We start from the raw sequence: 26,035 nt of genomic DNA on the forward strand, positions 1-26,035 counted from the left end.
GTGGAGAAAAGATATGGCTTTTTGTAAAAAATGTGGAGCACTTATTGAAGAAGGCGAACAAATATGCCATGCATGTCATGAAAAGACACTGCAAGCAAAAGAGAGAATGGAAGAGAAAAAGAAGTCGCTTCCCAATAAGTATGAAATAGCATTTAAAGAGGCAGAACTTGGAGTTAAATGGGCTGATTTTCTTGCATATGGAATATGCCTTCCGGAATTGGTTATTTTAGCATTGGTTTTTATTTATGATATTTTTTCATATCATGAATTCTTTATCTGTTGCAAATCGGTAATAGGTTGTGCTATGGCAACCTGGGCTATGCATGAGATTGTATACAGAAGAAAAAAGGTTATAAAAGCAGTACGCGCGTTTTATGCTTCGAATATCATTCTTGATTTTTTAACTATATGTTATTTTACGAATTTAGATTATGACGTGGTGCCGTTCTTTGTTCTGCGTATAATATTTTTTGGAATATGTCTATGGAAAAATGACAGTTACTTCGGTAAAAGAAAGGATATATTTGTGTTTGATGTGCCAAATTAAACGGGCAGCAGATTAGTAAGCGATTATGAGAGTTATTTGCGATGATGAAGAATATAACCTGATATGGGATCATATATTTAATGAGTTTTGCTTCAAGCCGTCATATGCTGATTGGAAAGATCAACCGTGGATAAGTGTTCCACAGCCAAGCAAATCTTATAAGATAGCGCCTGCTTGCTGGGATGAGAAGATGGAAGTATCAGTTAATTCCATGTTTGAGCAAATTTCATCAGGTTCGGTATATGCACTTGATTATCAACATGATTGTTTTGAGTTTGAGCCGGCTGAGCATATCCCTTATGATTACAGCTATTATGATGAGCAAAGAGGCGTAAATATATATTTTCCAAGCTATTATCCCAATGGGGACTATCACTTTTTTATTGATAAAGGCTGGAGCTTTGGATTGTTCGGTCATCCCTGGAAGCAGGAGATTGTGGTGTGGGGGAAAGAGCTGATAGAGATGTTTGATAAGCTGGTAAATATGTAATGATATGACATCTTAAATGAAATTACAGAAATCCGCACCAGCTGCGGATTTCGTGAGAAAGTGATTCAGGTGGCAAATAGGCCCTGCGACGAAGTCGCTTTGAATGGCCTGTTTGCAAGCATCTTGAATCTTTGATTCAAGATGTCATGCTTTTTTGTGATATATGGACAGATTATGTTTTGGATAGGCAGGCATTAGGATGAAGGCGTTGTTTAAGCGATTAGTGGATATTTGGGAACATCCCACATTATCACAACTAAATAAAATGCTGTTAGTTTTGTATATTATATGCATACCGATAGCTATTGTGATAGTGATAAATATTTTTAATATGCAAGATAAGTGGATAGCTGATAACAGGAGCAATATCCAAAAATATGAAGCTACAGTGATAAATTGTGTACAAGTAGGCGGAAGGAGCCCGCGTTACGAAATTTATTTACATTTATCAGATGATACTCATATAAATGTCGAGTATGAGGAAAAGAAGGAAGGTACGGTTGATTTCTATAAAATTACCGTCAATAATCAGAATTACTACGGTTTTAATGTATATGAGCTGTATTCCGCAGTCATGTTTTTTAGAGAGTGTTTATTTGCAATACTTGAACTGGTTATTGTCGGAGGCCCGATATGTCTGTATTCCTGGTTAAGAGATGAGAATGGATATCGTTGGATCATAGATAAAAGGTATAAGAGAATCTGAGATGAAAGACATAGGAATTTGTCGGTTCAGGGCTTGAGGAATATAGGGCTTTAGGGCGTCCTGAGGTTAACTGATGAAAGATGGTAATAATGGTAGAAGAACACAGATAAGAAGTGGCAGGATTGTTGATTTATCTGTGATTTTACGGCGAAGGATGGTTGGAATAGGGCTTGAATAGCAGGAAAGTACAGATAAAAAGTGTGTAGGAGAGATTGTTTATCTGTGATTTTGAGACGAAAGTAGGCTGAAATATTAGGGAAACCCAGATAAAAAGTGCGTAGGAGAGATTGTTTATCTGTGATTTTGAGACGAAAGTAGGCTGAAATATTAGGATAACACAGATAAAAGATGTGTAAGGGATATTACTTATCTGTAATTATGAGTCGTAAGGCGGCTAAAATGGCAGAAAAACACAGATAAGAAGAACATAGAGGAGTCCAATTATCTGTGTATAGTGTAACTTGATTAGGAAAATACAAAAAAGCCCCGGTAGCATAAATAGGGAAAAAAGCTACCGGGCCTCGGATTATGTTTTGAATTTTATATTATTTGGGGAGATATAAAATATCAAAAAGGGTAATAAAATAATACAATAAGAATGTTAACATAGTTTTAAAAGAAAAGCAACAATAAAATTAACAATTTCTTTTAGAAAGTTATAAAATGTAGTAAAAGAGTATGGAAACGCAAAGAAAAGATGTTAACAAAGTTTTCCGAAAGATTTCTTTAAAGCATTTTATTCAATAAAAATGTGTTCATGCGTATAATGCTGGTGTATACTTGATGGGGCTTGCAGGTGTACTGACAGGCTGTTAAAAAAATAATCATGCCGATACATTAGTGCTGATGTCACCAAATAAGTCGACTTATTTGATGACAGCAGCATTAGTCGTGAAATCTATGACATTGGGAGTAATACATAGTGGCTACATACGTGATAACAGATCTTCACGGTCAATACAAAATTTTTTCCGAGTTGCTTAAGAAAGCAAATTTTTCCAAATCTGACAAATTATATATGCTTGGAGATGCGATAGATCGCGGTCCGGATGGAATCAGAATACTTAAAACAGTGATGGAATCGCACAATATGCATTTTCTTTTGGGAAACCACGAGCTTATGATGCTGGAGGTTGTTTCTTCCGACGGAAGTGTTACCCCAAATATAGATGAGTTTCAGAGCAGAGAAGCCCTGAACTGGCTCTTTAACAATGGCGGTGACAGGACATATCACAAGTACAGACTTCTTAAAAAGATTGAGCGCAAGAAGCTTCTAAAGTGGCTCAATTCACGACCTCTTTCCACCAAAGTTGAGATAAACGGGACTACATATATACTTACGCACTCTGCGTTTGATAAAGACAATATAGATGTGCCTTATAAAGAGATGAATTACGAGAAAGCATATTACATAGCATGGTATTCACCTTTTCGGAGTGACATCTATAAGAGCATAGACGATTATGCCGCATGTAGCCCGTGGATGTTCATAATCGGACATGTCCCTGCTTATTACCTTGGCGAGAATAGAGGCGAACGCCCGCTTTCATCATACAGAGAAAAAAATGTGATCGATATTGACGGCGGCTGCGCAGAGCCGGATGCTAGAGGGGCAAAAGGCGGGATTCTTTTAAGACTTGATGATATGAAGGAATTCACATTATCTTTTGCGGAAATGTAAAGTGCTGTTGAAGGCGCGAATGTTGATTCTTACAAAAATTGATATTTTTATGATACTTAGGCGATGTGGCTTGTGTACGGCTGCGTCGCTATTTTTTTATGATTTTTCGTGCTTGCTGGCGTCTATTTGTGCGTGATAAAATATCAACAAAAATGTTACAGAAAAATTATAATTTAGTAATTAAAAATAATATGATATTGAACATAGAAGGAAGAAGAGAATTATGCTAGGGATAAGCAGAAAACAGATCATATTTTTGGCTAGTGCAATAGTATTTATGGTCATTTTTTTTTCGTTTCAATTTTATAAGGATACAAAATATATAAACATTAAAGCGGGATATGGTCATTGTGCGGTTCCTAAGCGTGTTTTTGATAAATGTGAAGGTTATTCATGTGATGATTATACAGTACTACAGTCGGATGATTACTTTATTGTTGGCATTGGGCCGGATTGTAAAAGTATAGAGGATTCTGTTTTGAATGCTCTTAATATTTCATATAAAGATATTGAGAAGGTGAACTCAATCAAATATCCTGATGAATTGAATTGCTTGATTGGGGCAAATGGCGTAATAGTCAATAAATCGAAAACTGTAAAGCCCAGTTATGAATTGTTTTTTATACAATACAGATTAGATGATTGTGATGAAATGATTTTTGTTTATAGATCAGAGAACAAAAATGTTATTGAGATAGTGGTTTCTCCTACAGGAGATATTACTCAGAGTGAAATAAGCCACATGTTTGGAAGTATTAGATATTAGAAGTGAGAGAAATAATGGCGCAGGATGTTAAGTATAAAAAAATAATCAAAGAAATAATGGGACCGGAAGCAAAAGAGAGAGGATTTAAGATAGTGTCCGGTCGAACGCTGTTGCTTACAAAAACTATAGCTATCTTTCAGAGAAAAAAAGAAGGAAAGAGCCAGTCCTTTTATATCACAGAAGATCTGTTGCGGGAAGGAAAGCTGTATTTGGATTGTAATGGCAGGATAGAAGCAACTTTTGATAGAGATGATGAGGAATCTTTTCGAAAGAGTATTGAGCAATTCAATGATTATATGATGGCAAAAGGTTATGCTTTTCTGGATGAGCAGATAAGATAACAATTCCTGCACTAAGAAAGTTTCTGACAGATGAAGAATGGAAGGGACGTGGAGGAACCATAGGATAGAGGTACAAATGAAAAAGTTGATAGGTAATGTGGCGGTTGGAATAGGAGTAATACTTGCTTTGCCGCTTCTTTTGATAGTGATTTTTATTTTAATAGAGATAGTCGGATATGTAGCCAATAATGCTACGACATATAAGCAGACAAAAGAGCTGACGTCATATATAGAAAAGTCTATAGAAGATGCCGGTATTGTGGATGTATATTCGTTTACCGGAAATACTACCGGAACAGGGAATCATGTTGAATGTGAGTCTGTTGTAACTTTCAACTCTGATATGCCGGAGGATGAGGTGGCTCGGATATTTGATAAAAAGTATAGGTATCATGATCTGGAAAAGAAAGACGGCAGCTATGTCATAACTGTAATTGGCGACGCGCCATTTCGGGATAATATTGAAGGGCACTAAAGATCCGCATTTGATTGGAGATTGATAATGGATATATATAGTATTAGGGGATGAAGACTTAATGCAATTTATGCGATGGGGGATTTTGTGAAAAAAATCGGATTGAAAATCATGATGATTTTAGTTCTTATATTTGCGCTTGTGTTGTTTTTGTGTTGCAGATACTTTTTTTATAGTACATGGAATGTGAATTATAAAAAATATATGGATTTGGAGCTGAAACATTATTATGGCGATTATGAATTCAAAGTGATTGATAAAAAGATGAATGTCTACAAAGAAAAAGCAAATTTGTATAGGTTTGAATATGTAGCAACATTATCGGATGGAAATATAGAATTTCAAATGATTAAAAATATGTATGACTCCAAAAAACTTGGAGGACATTGGCATGATGGTGATTACTGGGGATTTCGAAATGATTATATGCGGAAAAAAATAGCTGCAGCCGGTATTGATTTATCACAGTATGAGATTGAATTTATGGATGCTGTCATAAATGACAGACCGGACTATGTTTTTACTATTACTCCTGATAATAAAGAGAATATAGTCAAGCTGATTACAGATATTATGCGCTTTGGAATAAAAGATTATCAATTGGATCTTTGGTTTAAGATTTGTGATCCAAATGGGGAGCAGCTAACAGACTCTTATGATTTATTCAAAGCATGCGAGAGAGCGGATGAAGAAGTAAATGAATCTAATCTGGAAGATTTTATAAGTGACGAGCTGGATAAGTTTTGAGGAACAGGATGTAATAGAAATGGATAAAAAAGTGGCAGTCCTCTTTGGAGGAGTATTTGTTATTATTGCAGCTTTGCTTTTTTCATGTTTTATAAGGCAAAATGCTTATAAAAAGGATTTGCGTGCAGTAGATGAATTTCAGGACATTTACAATTATTTATTGGACAAGGAGTTTTATACAGCTAAACTTGAGAATTCAACCCTTATTTTGAAAGACAAAGACATGAATGTATTGGCTGAATACAATTTACCCAACAAATTGAACTCAAAGTTACTTTACATTGATAATCGAGATACAAACATGATTTTTTGGACATCGGGGTTCGATGATCTGGAAGGGATAATGTTCATAAAATCTGAATGGTCTGACGAGACATGGGAAGGGCTTGAAAGAGTTCATAGACTACGCGGAAACGCTTATAAAGTGTATACTTTCAACTAAAAATTTTTTTACCTTGTTATCACTGTAAAAGTGACAGTTATGAAAGAGGTACAATGAAACGCATAAATGTGGCTAAGATGGCTGACTGTATAAGTTTTGGAATATTATTTATCAATATTGTTATAACAGCGCTGATAGCATTCGCAGAAAATAATCCTATTATTGTTGTGTATAAGATGATTTTCATAGGCGTGTTGGGGATAAATTCGATAGTTCTGTTATTGATATCAGTACTTATGAAAAGAAAAATTGTATTGATCAATATATTTGCTGTTGTTTTGATATTTTTTGCCGCATGGTTCAACAAACCGTCATTATCTGAAGATGATATATGGGCATATAGGAATGAAGTAGTTCAAGATATAGAATCAGGTAATTATGAGGTCGATGATGGCGTCATAAATCTTCCTGATGAGGATATTTACGAAAAAGTTTCGGATACCAAGCGGGTAATATTGGCAATAGACGGAGATCGCGCGGTCATGTATTTTTATGAAAATGCAGGTATGTTAGAGAATTCATGCGGATATATTTATTATTCGGATAAACTTGATAAGAGCATATGCGTAGATTCCTATGAATTCATAAACAAAGAACATGTAGCCGGAAACTGGTATTTTTGTAGCACAAGATAGATTATGAAAAACTCGAGTAGAAATTGCGCCCTAAAATTTAATGTTTTGGCAAAGGTAATCAAAGTGCTATTTGGAGCACTGATTACACTAATGATGACGGGATGCGGTGATAGTGCATATCCGGAGCTCAAAGAAGATGCTATAGCTTTTAACACTGAGGATTATTCAGTTGAATTTGTCTGGAGGGCTGAGGATACTAAGGGATTAGATATTGAGTTGCCCAAACATGTTGTGCTCACAGAATGGTATGAAAAGATTTGGGAATAGGATTTTGATAGGAAAAAGAGCGGATGAGTAAGATATTAAAGTCCTGGAGCAAGATGCGCAAATACCTTGAAAAAGAGATGTTGGCGGATTCCATCAATGGAGAACCTGAGTGGGTCCGGAAAGTGTTTGAGTTTAGGATGAGAAGTCAGTTGGAAGCAGGGAACATAAATGAATGATATTAAAGATGTTTTTAAATCTTTTGAAGAATGTTTTAGAAGACGTGCAGAGGAGATTGGATTTACAAAGGCTCGCAAATGTAAGTACGTAAGACGTGTTGGACAATGTATTCAGCATATTAATATATTGGATACCAAGATAAGAGGGCAGCAAGCTATAAATATACGAATATCTGTCGGTATAACTTATGTTGAAGTAAATAAGAAGGTAGCAGAACTTAGAGTGAGAAAATATGATTCTAAATGGGCTACGGGAGGCGTTGATTTAGGTTCGCTTAGTGTTCCTGTTGAAAACTTTAGCAGATACCTCGTATTGGATACGGATATAGATGCGTTATGCGAAGAAATCTTTTATAGAATTGAGGCTAATGCTTCTCAATTCTGGGCCAAGACAGATACAATGGATAAATTTATGCAGGGGCTTCTGGATGATGATGAAGATGTTCGTTCCTGCACAGCAGGACTATGGCGCCCTTCTTGGACGAGTTTGGCTTTGGCGTGTTTGACAGATCAATCAAAACTAAGGGAAGTACTGGAAAAGTACAAGGATTTTTTTATAAAAAACATGTCTGAAGAAACTAAAAGAAACTTGAAGGAAACATATTGTTTGGAGGAAGTGGAATGGCTAGAGACTTAAGCTTCTGGAAGGAAAATGAATCGCCTGAAATGAAGGCGTCTGATGTTTATAAAGCGCTTCTTGGCGGAGAAAAGCTGGATTTTGTATGTGAGCTGCCTACAGAGCAGATACTTATCGATGTAAAGAAGGCATTTAGCGATTGGAATCAGATTGATGCATATAATTATGAAAAAGATGATGCAGCGATTGAGATTTTTGCAAATGATCAGATTTTTAGATTTGACTGTTATAGCGTATCGGAAGCAGATATGAATAAGATTATTGATATCATGTTAAGCTATGAATGTCCATTATATGATTCAGCGATAGATGTGAGATTTTGCTAATCGCGCGGTTTGCCAGAGCATTGATAAAGATAAAATGATGAGAAAAAAGCAATCTTCCGTCTGGACAATCAGAGCCTATTTTTGGAAGATTGCTATTTTCATATAGAATTGGTTTTTATAGCCATTGGCTATTTAGGAGGAATCTTGGATGTTTGAGGAAAAAATAAAAGTATGTAGAGAATGGCTTTATGGCATTAAAGTTCTGTATGCAGATAAATTAGATATAAGCATAGCGGTAGATGATTCAAATGAGTTTGTGGCTAATATAGATTCAGCGCATCATTTAGGACAGTTATGTGTATCACAGCCAGATTTTCGACCATATGATTTTGTTGAATTTACCATTTTGGCTATGCGTCAAGATAGTGATCAGGTACCGACATTTTGGTATGGAGATAGAGCAGAAGATACTGTTCAGGATATTATTAATAATCTAAATAGAGGGCTTAATATTTTATTAGAAGAATCGTAGTTGAGATGTAGAAATAAAAAGGATGGTAAAGATGGTTATAGGAGATCCATACGTTATAGCAGTGATTTTTGAGAATGTTAACGAATGGGTTGTGGAAAGAGAAGCATTGAATAAAATTGCAAACAGATTGAAGAATCTTACGGAAGCGGATATGGATTTTTTTGAATAAGCTAAAAAAGCAATCTGCTATCTGGGAGTGAGGAATCTTTTATGATAGTAATGAACAAGCGCATGCAAGAAGAGTATTTAAAAATAAAGGATATGGATAATAACTTTTGTTTTACCGGAAAACTTTCTGTGATCAATCCAACGATTTATAAAGTTCAAGATGGGATTTTTATGGAAATTGATGATCGAGAAAGAGTGTCTGAAGAAACAGTAGAAAACTACGATTATGACGAGCTGTCAGAGTGGGAGTGGAGTCGAAGCGAATTTTTGATTGGAAGTTATTTTGACGGAATAACTTATGAACAGAGCTTGAGACTGGCATTTGATATTGTTGAACTGTGGGGATATAAGTTTCATGCTTTATTTCCGGATGAAGAGTTCCATATCATTCTGATTGTCGGCACTATTGGTGATACAGATGAGAAAACGGTAATGCTACGGTATTATACGTACAGAGGGGGAGATGGCTTTCATTTTGATTTGGATGATTTAGATGATGATGTAGATAGTGTAGTCTTGGTCAATGTTGTTGAAGCAGATGAAGGAAGATACTGATTTTAATATGGATAAAGAATATGAAACTATGATAGGCATAATGCTTAAAAATTACCTTCCGATAGAATGGATGAGATATACGATGTTTCATATAAATGATGTGTACTCAAGTATACCAATGCTGGTTTTTCGGTTAAAGGAAAAAGATGAAAAATTTGATACGTTGTTAAAGTGCATAGAAAATTTTAAAGGAAATGCAAATTGGGAGATTTTTAGAAATCCTTATACTCGTAAAGAGAATTACTTTTTAACTGTTTCTGAAGTAAAACAAATGTATCAAGGAGAAAAAGAGAAATTAATGCTTCAGAAAGATTATTTTGGCGATGAATACATTAAAATATGTGATAAGGCTGTAAGTGATATACCTGAATTAGCGAGCCATATTGAAAGGTGGTTTAAAGAAGATACTCCCTGATAAGAGCGGGGGTATAGGAGCATGGTGGGAGATAAACTTTGGATACGTTCTTTGAAAGTACCTTCATTTATGCAAAAAAGAGAGTCTGATATGTGTTAGAATACATGTTATACTTACAGTTTATATGTTCAGGGAGGAGAGACTGTATGGAGTTTTATGAAGTTATAGAGAAAAGAAGAACTATCCGTGACTTTGAGTCCGAGGACATACCGAAGGAGGTTATCGAAAGAGTCATTTCTGCTGCGATGAAAGCTCCTACCAATGATCATATGCGTGATTGGCATTTCATTATTGTTAAAGATCGTGAGACTGCCGCGCAACTACTTGACATAGTTCCAAAGGGAATATCTGACGAGGATATGAATCAGTTAATTAAAGATTGGAATCTGAATGACAGTCTGCAGCAGGAGTGTTATCGTAATGCAGTACCCAAGCAGTATCGAATGCTTTTTGATGCGTCTGCAATCATTTTGCCACTTTTGGAGCAAAAAACAGATATTTTACATCCTGAGAATATATCTCATCTTAACGGGTTTGCATCAATTTGGTGTAGCATTGAAAATATATTTCTTGCTGCAACGGCTGAAGGATATGGATGTAATCTTCGTATCCCACTTGGAAATGAGAGCGAACACGCAAGGGAAGTACTTGGTTATCCAGAGAAATACTATATGCCGTGTTTTATTGGGATGGGAAGACCGAAAGAAAAAGCATTAATTCCTAAGCAGAAAGATATTGATATCAAGGATAGAATTCATTGGGATGTTTTCTAAAATTCCCTTTTGCAGATTATCTGAAGATAATCACACTAAGACTCTCTGGTACTGTTCAAATAAAGGTCAAATAAACAGTACCAGAGTAAAATAGTCCCCAAGAAGTGGACATGGCTAAAATACATTTTGGCGGTACTTTAAATAATGAATCCGATATGTTGTATTTACACTTAAAATTGCCCCCAGGGTCAATTTTACTTGATAATCATCAAGCCCATTCTTGGAAGATTGCTTTTTCATATGCTTACAGCATGTTATTTGAGCTGTGTACCTGTTGAGCCGAGGCCCTGAATGTTCTCGGAAGCTTCGATTATGACAGCTGTATCTTTTGTTTTGTTACTGGGAATGGAAATCTTTTTAAATTCAAAGGTCTTATTATTATCCATTACTTCGGCGTGTTCTTCGGAAATATCCTCGTTGAACATATTGCCGGTTATTGAGTTGTCCGGAACATCTTTATTTAATGTACCGTAAGATTCCTCGTCTGCATAATAGATTTCTGCTTCATCTTTGCAAATGAAGAGGTTGTTTTTGACGACATTAGAAGGATCTTTGGCAAGCTGAACTGTGAGACAGCTTCCTGCGGTGTTGTATACAGTGTTGTTGAAGAATATGCAGCTTTTGGCATCACCGTTTTCACTGGGATCGGAGCCGCCGATGATAATACCGGCTAATCCGTTGTTTTCGATAAGGGTATTATTTGTAACCTTAATGCCTGTTACGGTTTTGCCTAAATGCTCGGTGGCTACTTCGATTCCGGTATCACAGTTTGAAACGAAGTTATCGAAAACCCAAATGTCGCGTCCGCCGTCAATATATATTCCGGCAGCGCATCCTTCATAATCATAAGTGATATTTGTTTCTGAAGAGTTATTTTTTACAATGTTTTCAAAAATTCTTCCGTCGTGAGCACGGTCAAGTTCGACCTTTTCTGCAGAATCTTCGTCGGTGGTTTGCTCATAACCAATAGCGTCAATGCCGATGTTGTCGCAGTTATGGATGTAGTTGCCTGAAATCTCGAATTTTTCTACATTGCCGTTTACGACAAGAGCCTCGCTGTTACCGAGTGTGAGATTATAAAGCGTACATTTTTTGATCTTGAGGTTTTTTATTGGATTGTACGGCTGAGCTTCGGCAAGAATACCGTGTGCATTGTAACTGTCGGTTTCTTTGTTGAAAGCCGGATCGTATTCTGCGATACCCATGTCGTGAATTGTACAATTTGTTATGCTGACGTAATCGGATCCCTCAGCAACGTAAATTCCCTTAGGGGCAATTTTTTTGGATATATGATGAAGCTTAAGTCCTTTGATCTCGAGACCGCTTATTGATACATTATCAGCTTCAATATATACCATTGAGTCGCTTTTTACTTCGGATTCATTTTCCAGACTGATGTCTTCTCCGTTAAGGATAGCACCTTCTTCGGCTTTGATAGTAAGATTGGGAGTTGTGATACAAATCTGCTCTTTGTATTCTCCTGCGTGAATTATGAGAGTATCTCCGCTGACAGCGTCTTTAAGAGCGTTTGTGATTGCATTTTCTGTGTCTGCTGTTACTTCGATACGTTTTGGATTTTGTTCTTCAGCATTTACTTCCAAAGAAAGAGATGCAGTTGCTGCGGTGAATAAAAATGCGCTTAATATACATGACGCAAATACAGAATTTTTCTTTTTCATGAAATGTACCTTTCTGCCTTAAGATTATGTTTGATGCTACTATAGCGGTAGCGTATGGTGATTGGCCAATCACGTTAATACGATAACACACTGTTACGTGAAAATGAATGAAAAATGAATATTAGTTCATGAATGTGCATAAATACGTATCATAACTGCGTTGGATAAAAATAGAAAAATAGCGTTATTATCTCTTTTTCGATTGATAATATTTATGATGCGTGATAATATGTTAATGATTTGTTTAAAAATAATCGATGAATAATGAAATTAGGCAAACATACAGTGATGTATGGGCGCAAAGTTGTAAATCTTTTTATAGATATAGATTAGGAAAAGATGGTTTGACTGCAAAATTGGCGGAGGAATTCGCCGGTGTTGCAGTCTTTTTCTTGAATAGGAAATTTCTCTGAAATTCCCTATTCAAGAAAAACGCTCCGCTATGGATGCGACCGATGCGCAGATGAATTATGCAAGCTAAAGCTTGCGCGCATCGGCGCGCAAAGAGTCGCGAGCGACTCTTTGGTTTTGAATTTCTCTGAAATTCTCTATTCAATAAAAACGCTCCGCTAAGGATGCGACCGATGCGTAGACAAACAAGGATATTTAGATAAAGATGCAAAAGAGTATTTGGGAATGGCTTGAAATAGAGCCTACAACAGATGTTGACACCATAAAAAAAGCATATGCCGAGGCGGCAAAAAAATATCACCCCACAGAGCATCCCGAGGAGTTTAAAAAGCTCCGCGAATGCTTTAAATCTGCAATTGCTTATGCCAAGAATGATCACGGCAACAGGTATTATGAGGAGCAGATGACTTCGGGTGATTATTTTGAGGAAGTTAAGCATATTTCATATGAAATAAACAAAGACGAGTCTGATGGAGATGATCAGGAAGATACAGAAGAAAAATTCTCTTATGATATAAGCAAAAAAGAGTCAGAGAAGGAAGATGAAGAAAAACTCTCTTTTGATATAAATAAAAAAGATTTTGACGGAAAAGGTCATAAAGAGAATGAAGGCTCGTTTTCTTATGACATAAGCAAACAAGAGTCAGAACGAGATGATAAAGAAAACCTTTCTTTCAACATAAACAAAGACGACTCAGCCCCCGAAGATCAAGAAGATCTTTCTTTCCAAATAAGCAAGAAAGCTCCGGACAACGAAGAAACAGAAAAGCCTGATTATGATTTCAGCGAAGTGTCTTGTGATGATTCTCTTTCAGACAGGCAGAGCAGAATGCTTAAGCTTTTTACGAGAATCATGTTACAGATCAGGGATGATCCTGCATATTACGGGCATGGCGGTGTGATAGAGACGGTCATGTGGAATTGGGATATATCGCCTTATAAAGAGGAGTTGACGCCGGTATTTGTCGATCATCTGGTTGATATCTTAAGTGATTATCCAAAGCTTGGTAATGATGCGGTAACCATAATTGAAAGCAGACTGTTTAAAGATATTTCGGATCCCAGGATTGGTGTGATCTATTCAAAGTTTAAGTCACTATTTCCAAATGGGCATAATTCATATAACAGAAATCATGTATTTAAAGTAGATGTTGAAAAGTGGTTCTGCGGAGGAAACGTTTTCCCTAAGACCGCTTCAAACAGGTTTATTACTTACGGAAACTGGATAAAGAAAGGTAAGAATAATTATTTTGTGCTTGCCGATGATGTATTACTTTTTGGAAAAAAATATTCTTTGAAATATTTTATCTGGGAAGAGCTGTCTTATTCAGTAGATCCGTCTTCGGATAAACTTACGATATTTGCTCCCGATAATTCGATGCTTATAGAAGTACAGACAGGTGCGCTGGAATATATGCATTTCTTGGACAGGCTTGTAACAAACAAGAGCAGATATATCGGAGAAAAAGTTATTGATAAGTCAGGATTCATATCTAATACTGATAAGTATTCGAGGATCTTTGGCAAATATTCAAAGAAAATAAAAGCCGGGCTTATATGGGTATTAATTTTGCTTGGCGGATTTTTCATATCATGGTTGGGATTTTTGGACGATTCATTTTTCTTGGACAGACACCCATTTATCGAAGTGTTGTGGGTGATTATTATGTTGTTGTCCGAAGCTGGCTCGGCAATATTTTTTATTTTGTTCATGCATGTAATTATGCAAATAGTGAAAGTGACTTCAATTTTTAGGATAGGCATAACGCATATGCAGGAATTTAGAAAAGATATTAAGGACGGAAAAGCAGAGTATGTATTGGGGAATAAAGTCTTTTTATTTAAAAGATATATAATCTATGCGATTACATCCGGTTATATAATCCTTCCCCTGGATGATATCGGGGAAACCGAATGTATTAAGGCAATTCCCGGAAAACAATCTGCAAAATTGAAGATGGTTCTTAGGAGTGGAGAGGTACATTATTGTGACATGAATTCAGAGACTGCTATCAGAGAGGTCATGACTAATATACTTATGAGACAATTGGAGGGTAGAAAATGGTCGTAGGAATAGATTTAGGTACAACAAACAGTTTGGTAAGCGTGTTCAGAAACGGAAACGTTGAGCTTATCCCGAACGAATTCGGAGAATATCTGACTCCGTCCGTTATTTCTTTGGACGGAGAAAAGATTATTGTAGGAAAGGTAGCCAAAGAGCGGCTTATAACGCATCCCGGAACTACTGTTTCGGAGTTTAAAAGACAGATGGGGCGCGATATCAAGTATGATCTCGGGAATGGAAATCTTTTTACCCCTGTAAAGTTGTCTTCGATAATTATAAAGAAACTTGTCGAGGATGCTGAGAAGTATCTTGGTGAAAAAGTTGAATCGGCGGTTATAAGTGTTCCTGCATACTTTGACGATCATCAAAGAGAAGCTACGAGACTTGCGGGTGTCGGAGCGGGAATTATCGTGACACAGCTTGTAAATGAGCCGTCGGCAGCAGCTTTGTCATATCACTATGAGCATATCGATCAGGATGAGAAGTTCATTGTGTTTGATTTTGGCGGTGGTACGCTTGATGTCACTGTGGTCGATGCATTTGCAAATATGGTTGAGATTGCCAATATTTCGGGCGATAACTGCCTTGGCGGTAAGGACTTTAATGAGGCTATCGCCATGGATATGTGCAGAAGTTTCGGACTTGAATGGAAGCTTATAAGTGACAAGAATAAGGCGATTCTCATAAAGAACGGCGAGAACATCAAGATCAGCCTCTCGGAATCAAACAGTATCGATAAAAAGGTGAATCTAGAGGGAAAAGAATACGAGTACAGCCTTACACAGCAGGGACTTATCGATATTTCTTCGCCTATTTTCAGAAAGCTCACAATTATTCTTAAGAAGCTTATGAATGATGCGATGCTGGCCCAGGAAGATATCGACAGTGTGATCATGGTCGGAGGATCTTCCAAGATGCCGATCGTTCGCGCTTATCTGGAATCTCTTTTCCCCGGAAAGATAAGGATGGATATTGACGGAGACAGCGCTATATGCAAGGGAACGGGCGTTGCAACGGGAATTTCTCTTAGAATGGATAAGGTAAAAGACATTGTAATGACGGATATCTGTCCGTTTTCACTGGGAATCGATGTGGTCGGCGACAAGATGTCGGTTATTATTCCAAAGAATCAGACGCTTCCTGTAAGCATACAGCGAAGATATTACACGGCACATTCTATGCAGGACAGGCTTGAGTTTAATGTTTTCCAGGGCGAAAAGCTGAAGGCTTCAAGCAATCTTTTACTGGATACTATTACTTTTGATGTTCCGCCAAAGCCTGAGGGCGAAGTGTATGCTGATGTGCGCTTTTCGTATGATCTTAACGGAATATTTGATATTGATGTTTATTGTCCTGCCAACGGCAAGGAGGTTCACAGGAAAAGAGGAGCGACGGAAGGAAACGATGAAAACAGCCTTAAACAGCTGCAGCTTCGAATGGATGAACTTAAGCAGGATCCAAGAGAGATTCCCGAGATACAGTTTCTTTTGCAAAAGGCCGAAAGAATGTATGAGGAAGGAAATGTCAATCAGAGAAGATTTCTTGAAGATGAGATCACAGCATTTAACGCATTTTTGGACAAGGCATCCGTAATTGAATGCAAAAAAGCTTCGGTTATCTTCTCCATGAAACTCGACCAGATCGAGAAAAACATGTTCAGCTTTAGGACCGAGACTACAGACCTGTGGAAAGAGTATTTTGAGGATATGGATGCCAAAGATTAAAAGGAAAACATATGGGTAAGAGTATTTGGGATTGGCTTGAAACAGAGCCTACTACAGATATCGAGGCTATCAAGGCTGCTTATGCACAAGTGGCAAAGAAGTATCACCCGACTGAGCATCCGGAGGAGTTTAAGCAGCTTAGGGATGCGTACAAGATGGCAATAAAGATAGCTAAGAGTCATGCGAGCCATCAGGGGCGGGCAATATATGAAGTTTACGGCGAATCTTCACAGATGACAGATGGAGATGATGTTGAAGCTGATAAAAAGAATGACTTTGATAGTGCCAATGACAGCGCCGATGCGGAAAAAGAAAATACACATAATTCCGGATATGACTTTAGCGGTGCTAAGTACGACGTTACGCTTTCAGCCAGGCAAAGGAGAATGATTAGTCTTTTTGGAAGAATGCTGTCTTTTGTGCATACCGATCAAAAGCGTTTCGGACATGAGAGAGTTATTGAGACGATTATGTTTAATTGGGATAAGTCGCCTTATAAAGAGGAGATTACCCCGGCTTTTATTGAGAGCGCACTTGATATCATAAGCGAATGCGGTGGACTCAGTAACGGCGCTGCAAATGTTATTGAAAAGATTTTTTTTGCTGATAAAACCGATTCACAGAAAGCGCTTCTCCATTCAAGATTCAGATCGATTTGCCCTGTGGTGAATAGTAGTTCAGATAGCACTCCGGAATTTTCAACAGATGATGTGCAAAAATGTTTTTGCAGGCTGCTGGATTACCCGACTCCTGTTATTTGCGGCTGGATCAGGTTTGGCAAAGATACGCCTTTTAACCGGAGAACTAATATATTACCGATAAAAGATATACTGCTTTTTTATGATAAAAAATCGGTCAGTTATTACTTTTGCGAAGAACTGTCATATTCTGTGGATCAAAAGGCGGAGAAGCTGACAATATATGATCTTGATAATAATGTTGTCCTAAAAATGAGACTGGGTAATAAGAACTACGCGTATTTGATAGATCATATTGCTGAGAACGGAAGCACTAATGTGGGAGAAGAGCCTGTAGAAAAGGCTTCTTTCGGTGAGTATTCTTATATAAAAAAGTTGTACAGTCTATCGGGGCTGTGGGCGCGTGTGCGTGTTAGTTTTTTAGTCAGCGGTGTTGTGTGTCTGATCTCACTTGGCGTTTTGGCCGGCTGTTTTGCGTTTGGAAACTGGTTTTCAGGCTTGGCAAAAGAAAATATTATTATGCGTGTGATAAATTGGCTTTTCATTATTTTGGAATTAGTTGGTATATCTGCTTCGGGGTTTGTTTTTATAGTATGTGCTTTTTATGTATTGTGTTACTTTATATTTATGTGTGAGCTTATTCTGAAAACGGAATTAAAAAAGGACATAAAGAGCGGTCATGCAGTAAGTGTAATGAATAACGAAGTATGGATTTTCAGAAGATGTCTTATCTGTGTTCAAGATAATATTTTTAATACTGTTCCTTTTAAAAATATTGCTTCAATTGAATATGCGACAGAATCTGAAAATACAGCGCCTAAACTGAAGGTGACCTATAACAATGGAGCAAATCAGTTTATTGGTATTTATTCTGTTGATGCATTAATGGAAGTAATGACGCTCATAAATGCTTGGAAGAAGCAGATTATGTGTGAAGATAACAGAAAAACAGATGCTAATAGTGGGGGAAAAGCTGAGCATTTTAAGTCAAGCTTTCTGGTTGCAGAAGACTTTAAGAAGAATTATTGGGGAGCGGTTGTTTATATCATATGTATGCTCGTGATAGATATAATGATGGCTTATGGTATAGCAGACGGCCAATCATTTTTCACGCAGTGGAGAGATTTGTTGTGGATATCGGTATTCGGAGTAATGAATCTTTATGCAGCCGGTGAGATCAAATTGCTTTATAATTTGCGTAAGATACCCGTAGACAAGCTTATGGATGCGCAAAAACAGATGCTTGATGTGGATGCTTATCGCAGTGAGAAATATAAGATTTATGTACTTAATGATTATTTGGTTTCGATGGAGCATTTTGAGCCCATAGTGATCGGATATGATGAGTTTTCATATATTGGAAAAAAATTTTCGAATAATGAGCCGGTACTTTTGATACAATTAAAAGACGGCAAGAGATATGAATTTTGTCACGGAAATGAGGAAGCTATCGATGCTATACTGGGTAAACTTGCCGAGAAACATAAGGCTATCGATTGAATTATTAAGTTGTTTGAAGCATGTGTTATCCGATATAGTGTAAAATAGTTGCTATTTTTTTCTAATAAGGTATTATATTAGTAACACTTTTTTTCGGGGGTTATATAATGGATAATAGAAGAAGAACCAAGAGACTTGATTTGGCAGGCGAAATACTCCTTAAGGAAATCGGCGGTGAAAGCTTCGAAACAGTTGAGATCACAATTACCGATGCATCAAGAGACGGCGTTGGATTCTCAACAAACAAGCAGCTTACAATCGGCGCTAATTACGAAGCTAACCTTACAATATGGACAAAAGAGGTCCTTCACGTATTCATTCAGATCGTAAGAGCATCAAAGAACGGTGATACTTTCCACTATGGTTCAATGTTTGTCGGAATGCCCGAAGATATGAAGGCTCGTATCGATGTATATTCAACTATTCAGGAATATAATGAGAAGAACGGTGAGAATTGAATTTGAATAATATTAAGGCTCAATGCAGAGATGGCACTGCATTGAGCCTTTTTTATATCAGATGAAATTGCTTTCCTATGATATAAAAACGCTCCGCTATGGATTCTGGAATACGAGGATATATTATTTTAATTTATCAATAAGAGCATCATAGTCCATGGTGCCTTTGAGTTCTTTTTTCTCGTAGCTGTTATAAAGATTCACCAAAGATTTAATCTCGTCATCAGTCATCTGTTTGCCTGTTTCATTTATGTATTCGGCGTTTTCAAAGCCGGCGGCTGTTTTAAATTCTTCATCAGATGATGCGCGGTCATCTTTGTCAATATCTGTATAAGATAGTTTTTTGGCTATAATATAACTATTATCCTGCACTTTTGTATATTTTATATTAAAAACGTGATAATCACTATCATATGAATAATAGATTCCTTTCTCAGGTGCATAATATAGTTGAGAATATGAACCGGCAGGATCAAACCATCCGGTTTTTTCTCTTTGGATTAGACAAATAGGAATATTATCTTTATATGTATATAGTGATACAAAACCTAACGAGGAAATCACGAGCTCAGGAATTTTGTCAGTATCAATATTTATAAGGTCATATTTTAGAGTATCTTTGTCAGATATACTATATCCCAAATATAAGGGATCAAATAGCACCTTGTATATATGAGCTATCTGTAAATACGCTTTTTGATAACTGTCTTTAGTACTTGCCTCATCTGAATTATTTAGCAAAGCGGCTTTGATACTATTCATACTAAAATCAGAGGTTGTTGCCATTAGATTTGTTTCGTCTGTTTCTGAAAAAATATAAAAATCGTCTTCATCAGGTGATGCACTGAATAAGCGCAAATATTTGCCGTAATCTGAATTCTGAATAACTGCCAGATCTTTCAGGCCGTCGGCATTAAAATCAAAGAAATCATAATCAAGTACTTCCGTATATTCCATGACATCATCCATAAAAGTGCTTTGCCATAGCAAATTTATTTGATCAATTTCTTTGTATTTTATTAAGGATTTGCCATCTTTTACAAGAGCCATGCATGCATTGTAGGGCTCTTCATTATATGTGACAACGTGTATCGGCGTATCGAACTGAGGAAGTTCCACGTCTTTTGTGAGCTTTGGATCGCTGTGATCGTCCCACTGAATCTCATTTGATCTCACTACGATATCGTCGCCGGACTTTGTAAGGGTAAGGATTCTGTCGGCGTAAAAGCCATAGTTATTTTGGGTAGTGGCTTCGCCTGAATCGTCTGTACCTGCATTGTACGCAAATCTAAGAGTATACGTATCACCGCTTTTTTCGCCTGATGTGCAAGTGCAATCAAAGTTGTTTTTTAGCAGGTATCTTGTATAAAAATAATATGAATCGTATTTATCCAAATAATCCCATGAGAGATCTTCCGGTTTAGGAGATATTTCCGTGCCGGTATGCTTTTGAATGAACTTTGCAAGATCGGAATTTTTAATGACATAAAGGACTGATTCGGAATCAAGTTCTTTTTTTCCTGTAGCGTCAAGATAGTCATTTATCTCAGAGACTCCGGCATTTCTCGTAGCAACTCCCGCGCCGTTTGAGATAACTGCGTCCCAGTCTATGTCTTCGGGGCTGTTAAAGCCGTTAACAAGAAAACCGTTGTATTCAGTTGTGTTAAAAAGAGTTGTGAATTCCATCAGCTCTGAGTCAGACAAATCAACAGCTTCTCCGGAGTTGTCTGTAGAAGTAGAGGCTGCCGTACCACTTTGAGCCTCGGCAGCAGTGCTTGGATCCGCATTGCCAGGTGATATAGGTGTGCAACCTGAAAGAACCAGCATAATCCCCAATGCCGGCAGTAAGTTTTTGATTTTCATAATGATAATACTTTCCTCCCTTAAGCCAAGTTATGTATGTGTTCTTTGATGAAATTAAAGAAATGCGCATTTGTTGCGTATCTCGTATGAAAGTAATCCAAGAATGTTTATATTATTGTTTTAGATTTAAATACATGTTTTGGCTTGTGTTAAAATCTCTTTGTAGAGATACTGATTATTATTTCTCTTTTATAATAGCATATGAAAGTTTGGGATGATATTAAATGAAGTTGGGGGTACTGTCTGAGTGAGAAAAAGGTTTTTACTAACATTGGTCCTATAAGGGAATCGATGGTAGCGGATTTAGCTATAATACGGCTCAGAATTGGTTCTTAAACTTTGAAGACGAGGTGCCGTTTTTTTTGAGTGCTATTATAATGAGTATATAGATAAAACCTTTTATGATTTTGACGAACACACATGGATAGCGGCCTGTAACGATATGAATTACATACGAAAATATGTAGCGGAAGCAGAAAAACGAAATATAAAATACAGGCTGTTACTTTGTGAAACAGACATACCGGATCCGAAGTTTGATTGTCCTGATTTCAAAAAGATATTCTTAGGCTATGACTACGCGTATGCTGTGAGCGACAACTATTCTGCCGTGTATAATGAGATTCCGTTTGTATTTACGCAATTTAAATTAAATCAATATGGACTCTTTCAAACAAGAGAGGAAATTGAAGAATATATTGTTGCAAGAGAAAAATTTAAACTGACACATCCTCCGCTTATGTTGGAGGAAGGCGATTTTGTTGTCTTTAAACTTCACGAAGTATTTCTTTGATTAGTTAAAAAACGCAGACCGTTTTTATCATGGATTTGAGGCTGCGTCATTGAGCACGGAGCCTATTCTTCGGAAAGAATTTGGGGAAATCAGCGGAAACAGATGAATCTATGATTTTCGGTGTCAAAAATAAAGTTTGTATTTGCAGCATAACAGCGGAAAATGCAGTTTTATAAAAGGCGCTGTTGAAAAAACAGTTTATGCCTTGGGAATGACAGCGGAATAAACAGCTTTATGAATCTTGCTGTTGAAAAGCAAGTATTTGCCTTGATTATGACAGCAAGAGATGCAATTTTAAAAATCCCGCTGTATGATGCTGTATAAGGATAATAGACATGGATAATTTTCAAAAACAAAAGTTAGAGAGCTTAAAAGAACAGGCACGAATAAAAGCTCAGAGACGTATGTGGATGGAGAATGAACTGCTTCAAGAATGCTTATCAGCACTGGAAACATACATGATTGCCGGGATGATGTGATGGCGGTGGCGTTTGATACTTATTTTGTGACCGAATCCATGACTGAAGCAATTGGGGTAAGGAACTAGTGGCTTGGCAAGATGACAATTAGATAAATTACTTGTGAAATAATCCATGTACTGCGTTGTCGTCAATCGTCGATGCCCGCATCGACTCAATCCTCCGCCTTGTACTTGAATTATTTCACTTCGTAATTGATCAAAAGTCATCTTGCCAAGACACTAGACTTCGGTAATTACTTAATCACTTTCTTAAATGCAGGTATTATCTGGGCTGCAACTACTGCTTTGACAAGGTCGAGGACAATGAATGGGGCAAATCCCATTGCGAAGCCTGTCAATAAATTGTAGTGTGACATTGCCATAAGGTAAAGCATTCCGATTATGTCTATTACAACAACACCGATGACTGCGCTGAGGGTGTATCTGATGCGATTGTAGGACTTTCCGCGGATAAGGGGGATAAGTATGGCGACTACGATAAATGCCCATGTATAGGCTCCCCATGGCTGAATCAGGTAGGCTATGCCGCCCTTTCCTCCTATGAAGACGGGAATACCTACTATTCCGAGAAGCATCCACACGGCAACAATCAGAAATGACTCTCCGAGGTTGAATAACAATGCAATAAGTACAACTACAAAGTTTATCATCGTTATATGCGGCGCGCCGGGAATAGGAAGCGGAATACTGATATATGCTCCTATACATAAAAGTGCGGCGAAAAGCGCACTTACTACAAGTCTTTTGGTCTTATTATTCTGTTCGGTCATAGCAAGTCCTTCTTTCAATATGTTTAATATCAGTGCGATGTCTTGTTGACAATTTGATTAATTATTTCACTTCGCAATTGATCAAGAGTCAACACACTAGTGCTACTGTCACCAAATAAGTCGAGTTATTTGATGACAGTAGCACTATGGAGTATATATTCTATCGTTTTTATTGTCAACCTCTTTAAATTATTCGGTTGACAATATTTTTTTACGGCTTATACTAAAATGCAATTGGCAAGCATAACCACAACGGCTTACTGCTTTCATGACATTTGACATTATTCGCACCAATAACGGGAGAGAAAAACTATGACTGTAAATGAATTAAAAGAAAAAGTATTAAACGGCACAATGATTTCCAAGGAGGAGGCTCTTTTTCTGGTAGATGCAGATCTCGAAGAAGTCGCTTCTGCAGCGGATGAGATAAGAAAAAGATATAACGGAAACAGCTTTGATATGTGCGCCATCTTGAGCGTAAAAGGCGGACGGTGTTCTGAGAACTGCAAATTCTGTGCTCAGTCGAGCTGTTCAAAGGCGGATATTCCGGAATATAAAGTGAGGGATACAGATTACGTCGTAGATGATGCAAAGAAGCGCAACAAGCCCGGAATAACCCACTACTGCCAGGTTTCATCGGGGAGAAAAGTAAACCGCGAAGAACTTACACAGATATGTGAAAACGTAAAAGGGATAGTATCGAAAACAAATCTTGTCCCATGCGTATCTCTGGGGCTCTTAACAAAAGAAGATCTTGAAGAATTAAAAAAGGCCGGAGTTAAGCGCGTTCATAACAATATCGAAACAAGCCCTAAGTACTTTGGAAAGTTATGCACAACGCATACCACAGATGAAAAAATAAAAGTAATGAAACTGGTCCATGAAGCAGGTCTGGAACTATGCAGCGGAGGTATATTCGGCGTCGGAGAAAGCTGGGAAGACAGGATAGATATGGCCATTAAGCTTCGTGAAGTAAATCCGGAGTCTGTTCCGATCAACATGCTAAAACCTATTAAAGGAACCCCCATGGAAGCTTATCCTTACCTGTCTGAAGACGAGCTTAGAAGGATCATCGCTATTTTTAAATTCATATTACCAAAGTCTGAGATTCGCTTCGCGGCAGGAAGGGATATCATCGAAGATGCGGGAATATCTTTTTTCAGATCGGGCTCAAATGCCACAATCTCAGGTGACATGCTGACTGTAAAGGGCGTTTCTTTGGAAAAAGACCTTGAAAACATCCGCGCTCTCGGATATGAAATCGCAACGTGATCATTCCATCCGCACAGCATCGACGATTGACAACGACGCAGTACATGCGTTATTTCATAAATAATTTATCAAATTATCAACGCATCAGCAGCACAAGTTTTTTGTCAATGAAGTATCAAAATAATATTCTCAGATAAGTCTGTCATTATATGCTTTTAAAACTTCCCTGGTGCTCTCTGAGCTTAGGCCTGCGAGATTGCATATAATGGCAGCAATAAGCCTGTTCTTTGTCACCTTAGCTTTTCCCGGCTTAAAAAGCGCTCCTGCTATGCTCTGCAGTTCCTTTGGGAATCCACTTATATCAGAATCAAAATTTATTCCGATTCCGATGACTATCCACTGAACCGTTCCCGTATCAAACTCTGTTCCCGACTCAGTAAGGATTCCGCAGATCTTTTTATCGCCAACAAAAAGATCGTTCACAGGCTTTATCCTCGGTTCTATTCCGCATAAGTAATGCACCGCTTCGCAGACGGAAACGCCCGCAAGTGCTGTGACAACATCAGGTTCAAGACTTGGAAGCATATCCGGTGTCAGGATAATGCTCATATAGATTCCTCCCTCGGGAGAAAAGAACTCGTGCTCTCTTCTGCCTCTCCCCAGAGTCTGGCTCCTTGCTATAACTACTGTTCCGCCGGGAGCTCCCGCTATTGCAAGCTCTTTGGCAGTTCTGTTTGTCGAATCAAGCGTTTCATGTATTTGTATCATGCCATGTTCCGAAATGACCGCGCTCAAAATCTTTTCTTTTTTCTCATAATGCTTATCCGGACAATATTCCGAAAGTTCCGCAAGTATTCCGGATTCCGAGATTATATCGTTAGAAGGAGCGAGAATATATCCCTTTTTACTGGATGCCTCTATTACATATCCCTGATTCCTAAGCTCTTTTATCGCTTTCCACACAGCAGTCCTCGACAGTCCGAGACTTTCCGCCATATATTCACCGGATATATAATCTTCTTTATTATGCTCCAAAAATTCCAGCACCCTGTCTTTAGAACTCATTTATGATCTCCTTGAAAAAAATCTTTTTGACTTTTGCAATAATTATGCCAAAAGTTATATGACTTTTGCAATTCAATCACCCTTATAATCCGGATTCTTAAATTTCTTTTCACATTTCTTTTGAATATTGTCAAAAAAGTGATATAATACCCAAAACGATAAGAGGAAATGACATGATAAATATTGGAATTGTGTTCGGATGTTTTATACCGATGCACAAAGGGCACGAGTCCCTTATAACAAGAGCACTTGAAGAAAATGACAAGATAATTCTTGCAGTTTGCGGTTACCAGACCGACAGAGGACGTGATTTTATTGACTTTGAGACAAGGATCCGTCTGGTCACCGACATGTTTAAAGACAGGAAAGACCGCGTTATCGTAGTTAAGATCGATGACAAGAAGCTTGGTCTTGACGGAACGTTCACACACGAGAACTGGGTTCTCTGGGGCGATGAGCTTTTCGGCAATGCAGGAATATCCCCCGATAGCGCGCACTTTACCTGGTATACGGGTGAGGCATCTTACGTTGAAAAATTGGGAGAAATTTATCCGGATCATACTTTCACATTGGTGGATCGTCAAGTGATAAAAACCTCGGGTACAGAAATAAGAAGTAATCCCGCAATGCATGAAGACGAGATAAACAAAGACTTTCTTGAATATCTCAGAACTACGGGAAAGCTTAAATAAAAGGA

Annotated in this window: 30 protein-coding genes and 1 riboswitch; of the genes, 26 read left to right on the forward strand and 4 right to left on the reverse strand. The window is 37.6% G+C overall.

The features are described 5' to 3' along the window. Positions 1 to 13: 13 nt before the first annotated feature. From T356_RS0102940 to T356_RS0103030, 19 genes are all read left to right on the forward strand, one after another. Positions 14 to 547 (forward strand): hypothetical protein, encoded by a 534-nt coding sequence (locus T356_RS0102940; RefSeq protein ID WP_026513213.1) that lies wholly within the window; start codon positions 14 to 16, stop codon positions 545 to 547. Positions 548 to 572: 25 nt separating this feature from the next. After that, positions 573 to 1,037 carry a DUF2716 domain-containing protein gene (locus T356_RS0102945; RefSeq protein WP_026513214.1) on the forward strand — a complete coding sequence of 155 codons (465 nt, stop codon included), beginning with the start codon at positions 573 to 575 and terminating at the stop codon, positions 1,035 to 1,037. A 208-nt stretch (positions 1,038 to 1,245) separates the two neighbouring features. Beyond that, entirely contained in the window at positions 1,246 to 1,743 is a 498-nt protein-coding gene (locus T356_RS0102950; protein ID WP_155838957.1) for a hypothetical protein, read from the forward strand. Between the two features lie 922 nt (positions 1,744 to 2,665). Continuing rightward, positions 2,666 to 3,424, forward strand: a complete 759-nt coding sequence (locus T356_RS20095) for a metallophosphoesterase (RefSeq protein WP_026513216.1) — start codon at positions 2,666 to 2,668, stop codon at positions 3,422 to 3,424. Positions 3,425 to 3,647: 223 nt separating this feature from the next. After that, a complete protein-coding gene (locus T356_RS0102960) occupies positions 3,648 to 4,190 on the forward strand; it encodes a hypothetical protein (RefSeq protein ID WP_026513217.1) in 543 nt (180 codons plus the stop codon). Positions 4,191 to 4,204: 14 nt separating this feature from the next. Next, positions 4,205 to 4,531, forward strand: a complete 327-nt coding sequence (locus T356_RS0102965) for a hypothetical protein (RefSeq protein WP_026513218.1) — start codon at positions 4,205 to 4,207, stop codon at positions 4,529 to 4,531. Positions 4,532 to 4,607: 76 nt separating this feature from the next. Next, positions 4,608 to 5,006, forward strand: a complete 399-nt coding sequence (locus tag T356_RS0102970; protein WP_026513219.1) for a hypothetical protein — start codon at positions 4,608 to 4,610, stop codon at positions 5,004 to 5,006. 87 nt (positions 5,007 to 5,093) lie between these two features. Further along, positions 5,094 to 5,753, forward strand: coding sequence for a hypothetical protein (locus T356_RS0102975; RefSeq protein ID WP_026513220.1), 660 nt, complete (start codon positions 5,094 to 5,096; stop codon positions 5,751 to 5,753). A gap of 19 nt (positions 5,754 to 5,772) precedes the next feature. After that, entirely contained in the window at positions 5,773 to 6,195 is a 423-nt protein-coding gene (locus T356_RS0102980; RefSeq protein WP_155838958.1) for a hypothetical protein, read from the forward strand. A gap of 53 nt (positions 6,196 to 6,248) precedes the next feature. Continuing rightward, the gene (locus T356_RS0102985; protein WP_026513222.1) at positions 6,249 to 6,830 is read left to right on the forward strand and encodes a hypothetical protein; all 582 of its coding nucleotides are present in this window, start codon (positions 6,249 to 6,251) and stop codon (positions 6,828 to 6,830) included. 3 nt (positions 6,831 to 6,833) lie between these two features. Then, complete coding sequence (locus T356_RS21015; protein WP_155838959.1) at positions 6,834 to 7,097, forward strand: hypothetical protein; 264 nt, start codon at positions 6,834 to 6,836, stop codon at positions 7,095 to 7,097. Between the two features lie 23 nt (positions 7,098 to 7,120). Next, positions 7,121 to 7,273 (forward strand): hypothetical protein, encoded by a 153-nt coding sequence (locus T356_RS21020; RefSeq protein WP_155838960.1) that lies wholly within the window; start codon positions 7,121 to 7,123, stop codon positions 7,271 to 7,273. Beyond that, complete coding sequence (locus T356_RS0103000) at positions 7,266 to 7,910, forward strand: hypothetical protein (RefSeq protein ID WP_026513223.1); 645 nt, start codon at positions 7,266 to 7,268, stop codon at positions 7,908 to 7,910. Before T356_RS21020 ends, T356_RS0103000 begins: the two co-directional genes overlap by 8 nt. Continuing rightward, complete coding sequence (locus tag T356_RS0103005) at positions 7,895 to 8,236, forward strand: hypothetical protein (RefSeq protein WP_026513224.1); 342 nt, start codon at positions 7,895 to 7,897, stop codon at positions 8,234 to 8,236. The genes T356_RS0103000 and T356_RS0103005 overlap by 16 nt, the downstream gene beginning before the upstream one ends. A 148-nt stretch (positions 8,237 to 8,384) precedes the next feature. Then, the gene (locus T356_RS0103010) at positions 8,385 to 8,708 is read left to right on the forward strand and encodes a hypothetical protein (RefSeq protein WP_026513225.1); all 324 of its coding nucleotides are present in this window, start codon (positions 8,385 to 8,387) and stop codon (positions 8,706 to 8,708) included. Between the two features lie 31 nt (positions 8,709 to 8,739). Further along, positions 8,740 to 8,877 (forward strand): hypothetical protein, encoded by a 138-nt coding sequence (locus tag T356_RS21025; RefSeq protein ID WP_155838961.1) that lies wholly within the window; start codon positions 8,740 to 8,742, stop codon positions 8,875 to 8,877. A 41-nt stretch (positions 8,878 to 8,918) separates the two neighbouring features. Further along, positions 8,919 to 9,431: a hypothetical protein gene (locus tag T356_RS0103020; RefSeq protein WP_026513226.1), complete on the forward strand. Its 513-nt coding sequence runs from the start codon at positions 8,919 to 8,921 to the stop codon at positions 9,429 to 9,431. Positions 9,432 to 9,438: 7 nt separating this feature from the next. Next, the gene (locus T356_RS0103025) at positions 9,439 to 9,846 is read left to right on the forward strand and encodes a hypothetical protein (RefSeq protein ID WP_155838962.1); all 408 of its coding nucleotides are present in this window, start codon (positions 9,439 to 9,441) and stop codon (positions 9,844 to 9,846) included. Positions 9,847 to 9,992: 146 nt separating this feature from the next. Beyond that, a complete protein-coding gene (locus T356_RS0103030) occupies positions 9,993 to 10,619 on the forward strand; it encodes a nitroreductase family protein (protein WP_026513228.1) in 627 nt (208 codons plus the stop codon). A gap of 254 nt (positions 10,620 to 10,873) precedes the next feature. Here T356_RS0103030 and T356_RS20100 read toward each other — a convergent pair whose 3' ends face one another. Continuing rightward, positions 10,874 to 12,298, reverse strand: coding sequence for a right-handed parallel beta-helix repeat-containing protein (locus tag T356_RS20100; protein WP_026513229.1), 1,425 nt, complete (start codon positions 12,296 to 12,298; stop codon positions 10,874 to 10,876). A 263-nt stretch (positions 12,299 to 12,561) separates the two neighbouring features. Next, positions 12,562 to 12,654, forward strand: a riboswitch (cyclic di-GMP riboswitch). A gap of 260 nt (positions 12,655 to 12,914) precedes the next feature. On the opposite strand from T356_RS20100, the gene T356_RS0103040 reads away from it, so the two are divergent. The 4 genes from T356_RS0103040 to T356_RS18170 all read left to right on the forward strand — a co-directional run bounded on the left by T356_RS0103040 (position 12,915) and on the right by T356_RS18170 (position 19,154). Continuing rightward, a complete protein-coding gene (locus tag T356_RS0103040; RefSeq protein ID WP_026513230.1) occupies positions 12,915 to 14,780 on the forward strand; it encodes a DnaJ domain-containing protein in 1,866 nt (621 codons plus the stop codon). Continuing rightward, positions 14,771 to 16,498, forward strand: coding sequence for an Hsp70 family protein (locus T356_RS18165; RefSeq protein ID WP_051563109.1), 1,728 nt, complete (start codon positions 14,771 to 14,773; stop codon positions 16,496 to 16,498). The genes T356_RS0103040 and T356_RS18165 overlap by 10 nt, the downstream gene beginning before the upstream one ends. 11 nt (positions 16,499 to 16,509) lie before the next feature. Next, on the forward strand, positions 16,510 to 18,696 hold the full coding sequence (locus T356_RS0103050; RefSeq protein WP_026513231.1) for a J domain-containing protein: 2,187 nt from the start codon (positions 16,510 to 16,512) through the stop codon (positions 18,694 to 18,696). A 107-nt stretch (positions 18,697 to 18,803) separates the two neighbouring features. Beyond that, positions 18,804 to 19,154: a PilZ domain-containing protein gene (locus T356_RS18170; protein ID WP_051199198.1), complete on the forward strand. Its 351-nt coding sequence runs from the start codon at positions 18,804 to 18,806 to the stop codon at positions 19,152 to 19,154. 123 nt (positions 19,155 to 19,277) lie between these two features. On the opposite strand, the gene T356_RS0103060 is transcribed toward T356_RS18170, so the two are convergent. Continuing rightward, positions 19,278 to 21,017: a DUF3558 domain-containing protein gene (locus T356_RS0103060; RefSeq protein ID WP_026513232.1), complete on the reverse strand. Its 1,740-nt coding sequence runs from the start codon at positions 21,015 to 21,017 to the stop codon at positions 19,278 to 19,280. Between the two features lie 442 nt (positions 21,018 to 21,459). Between T356_RS0103060 and T356_RS0103065 the strand changes: the two genes are divergently transcribed. Further along, positions 21,460 to 21,810 (forward strand): hypothetical protein, encoded by a 351-nt coding sequence (locus tag T356_RS0103065; RefSeq protein ID WP_026513233.1) that lies wholly within the window; start codon positions 21,460 to 21,462, stop codon positions 21,808 to 21,810. A gap of 714 nt (positions 21,811 to 22,524) precedes the next feature. Here T356_RS0103065 and T356_RS0103080 read toward each other — a convergent pair. Further along, entirely contained in the window at positions 22,525 to 23,061 is a 537-nt protein-coding gene (locus T356_RS0103080; protein WP_026513234.1) for a biotin transporter BioY, read from the reverse strand. Positions 23,062 to 23,373: 312 nt separating this feature from the next. On the opposite strand from T356_RS0103080, the gene bioB reads away from it, so the two are divergent. Next, positions 23,374 to 24,333 (forward strand): biotin synthase BioB, encoded by a 960-nt coding sequence (gene bioB / locus T356_RS0103085; RefSeq protein ID WP_026513235.1) that lies wholly within the window; start codon positions 23,374 to 23,376, stop codon positions 24,331 to 24,333. A gap of 129 nt (positions 24,334 to 24,462) precedes the next feature. Here the strand turns inward: bioB and T356_RS18175 are convergent, their stop codons facing one another. After that, on the reverse strand, positions 24,463 to 25,338 hold the full coding sequence (locus T356_RS18175; RefSeq protein ID WP_081777727.1) for a biotin--[acetyl-CoA-carboxylase] ligase: 876 nt from the start codon (positions 25,336 to 25,338) through the stop codon (positions 24,463 to 24,465). A gap of 173 nt (positions 25,339 to 25,511) precedes the next feature. On the opposite strand from T356_RS18175, the gene T356_RS18180 reads away from it, so the two are divergent. Beyond that, positions 25,512 to 26,030 carry an adenylyltransferase/cytidyltransferase family protein gene (locus T356_RS18180; RefSeq protein WP_051563110.1) on the forward strand — a complete coding sequence of 173 codons (519 nt, stop codon included), beginning with the start codon at positions 25,512 to 25,514 and terminating at the stop codon, positions 26,028 to 26,030. Positions 26,031 to 26,035: the final 5 nt, after the last annotated feature.

Source organism: Butyrivibrio sp. LB2008 (assembly GCF_000621565.1).
Classification (GTDB): domain Bacteria; phylum Bacillota; class Clostridia; order Lachnospirales; family Lachnospiraceae; genus Butyrivibrio.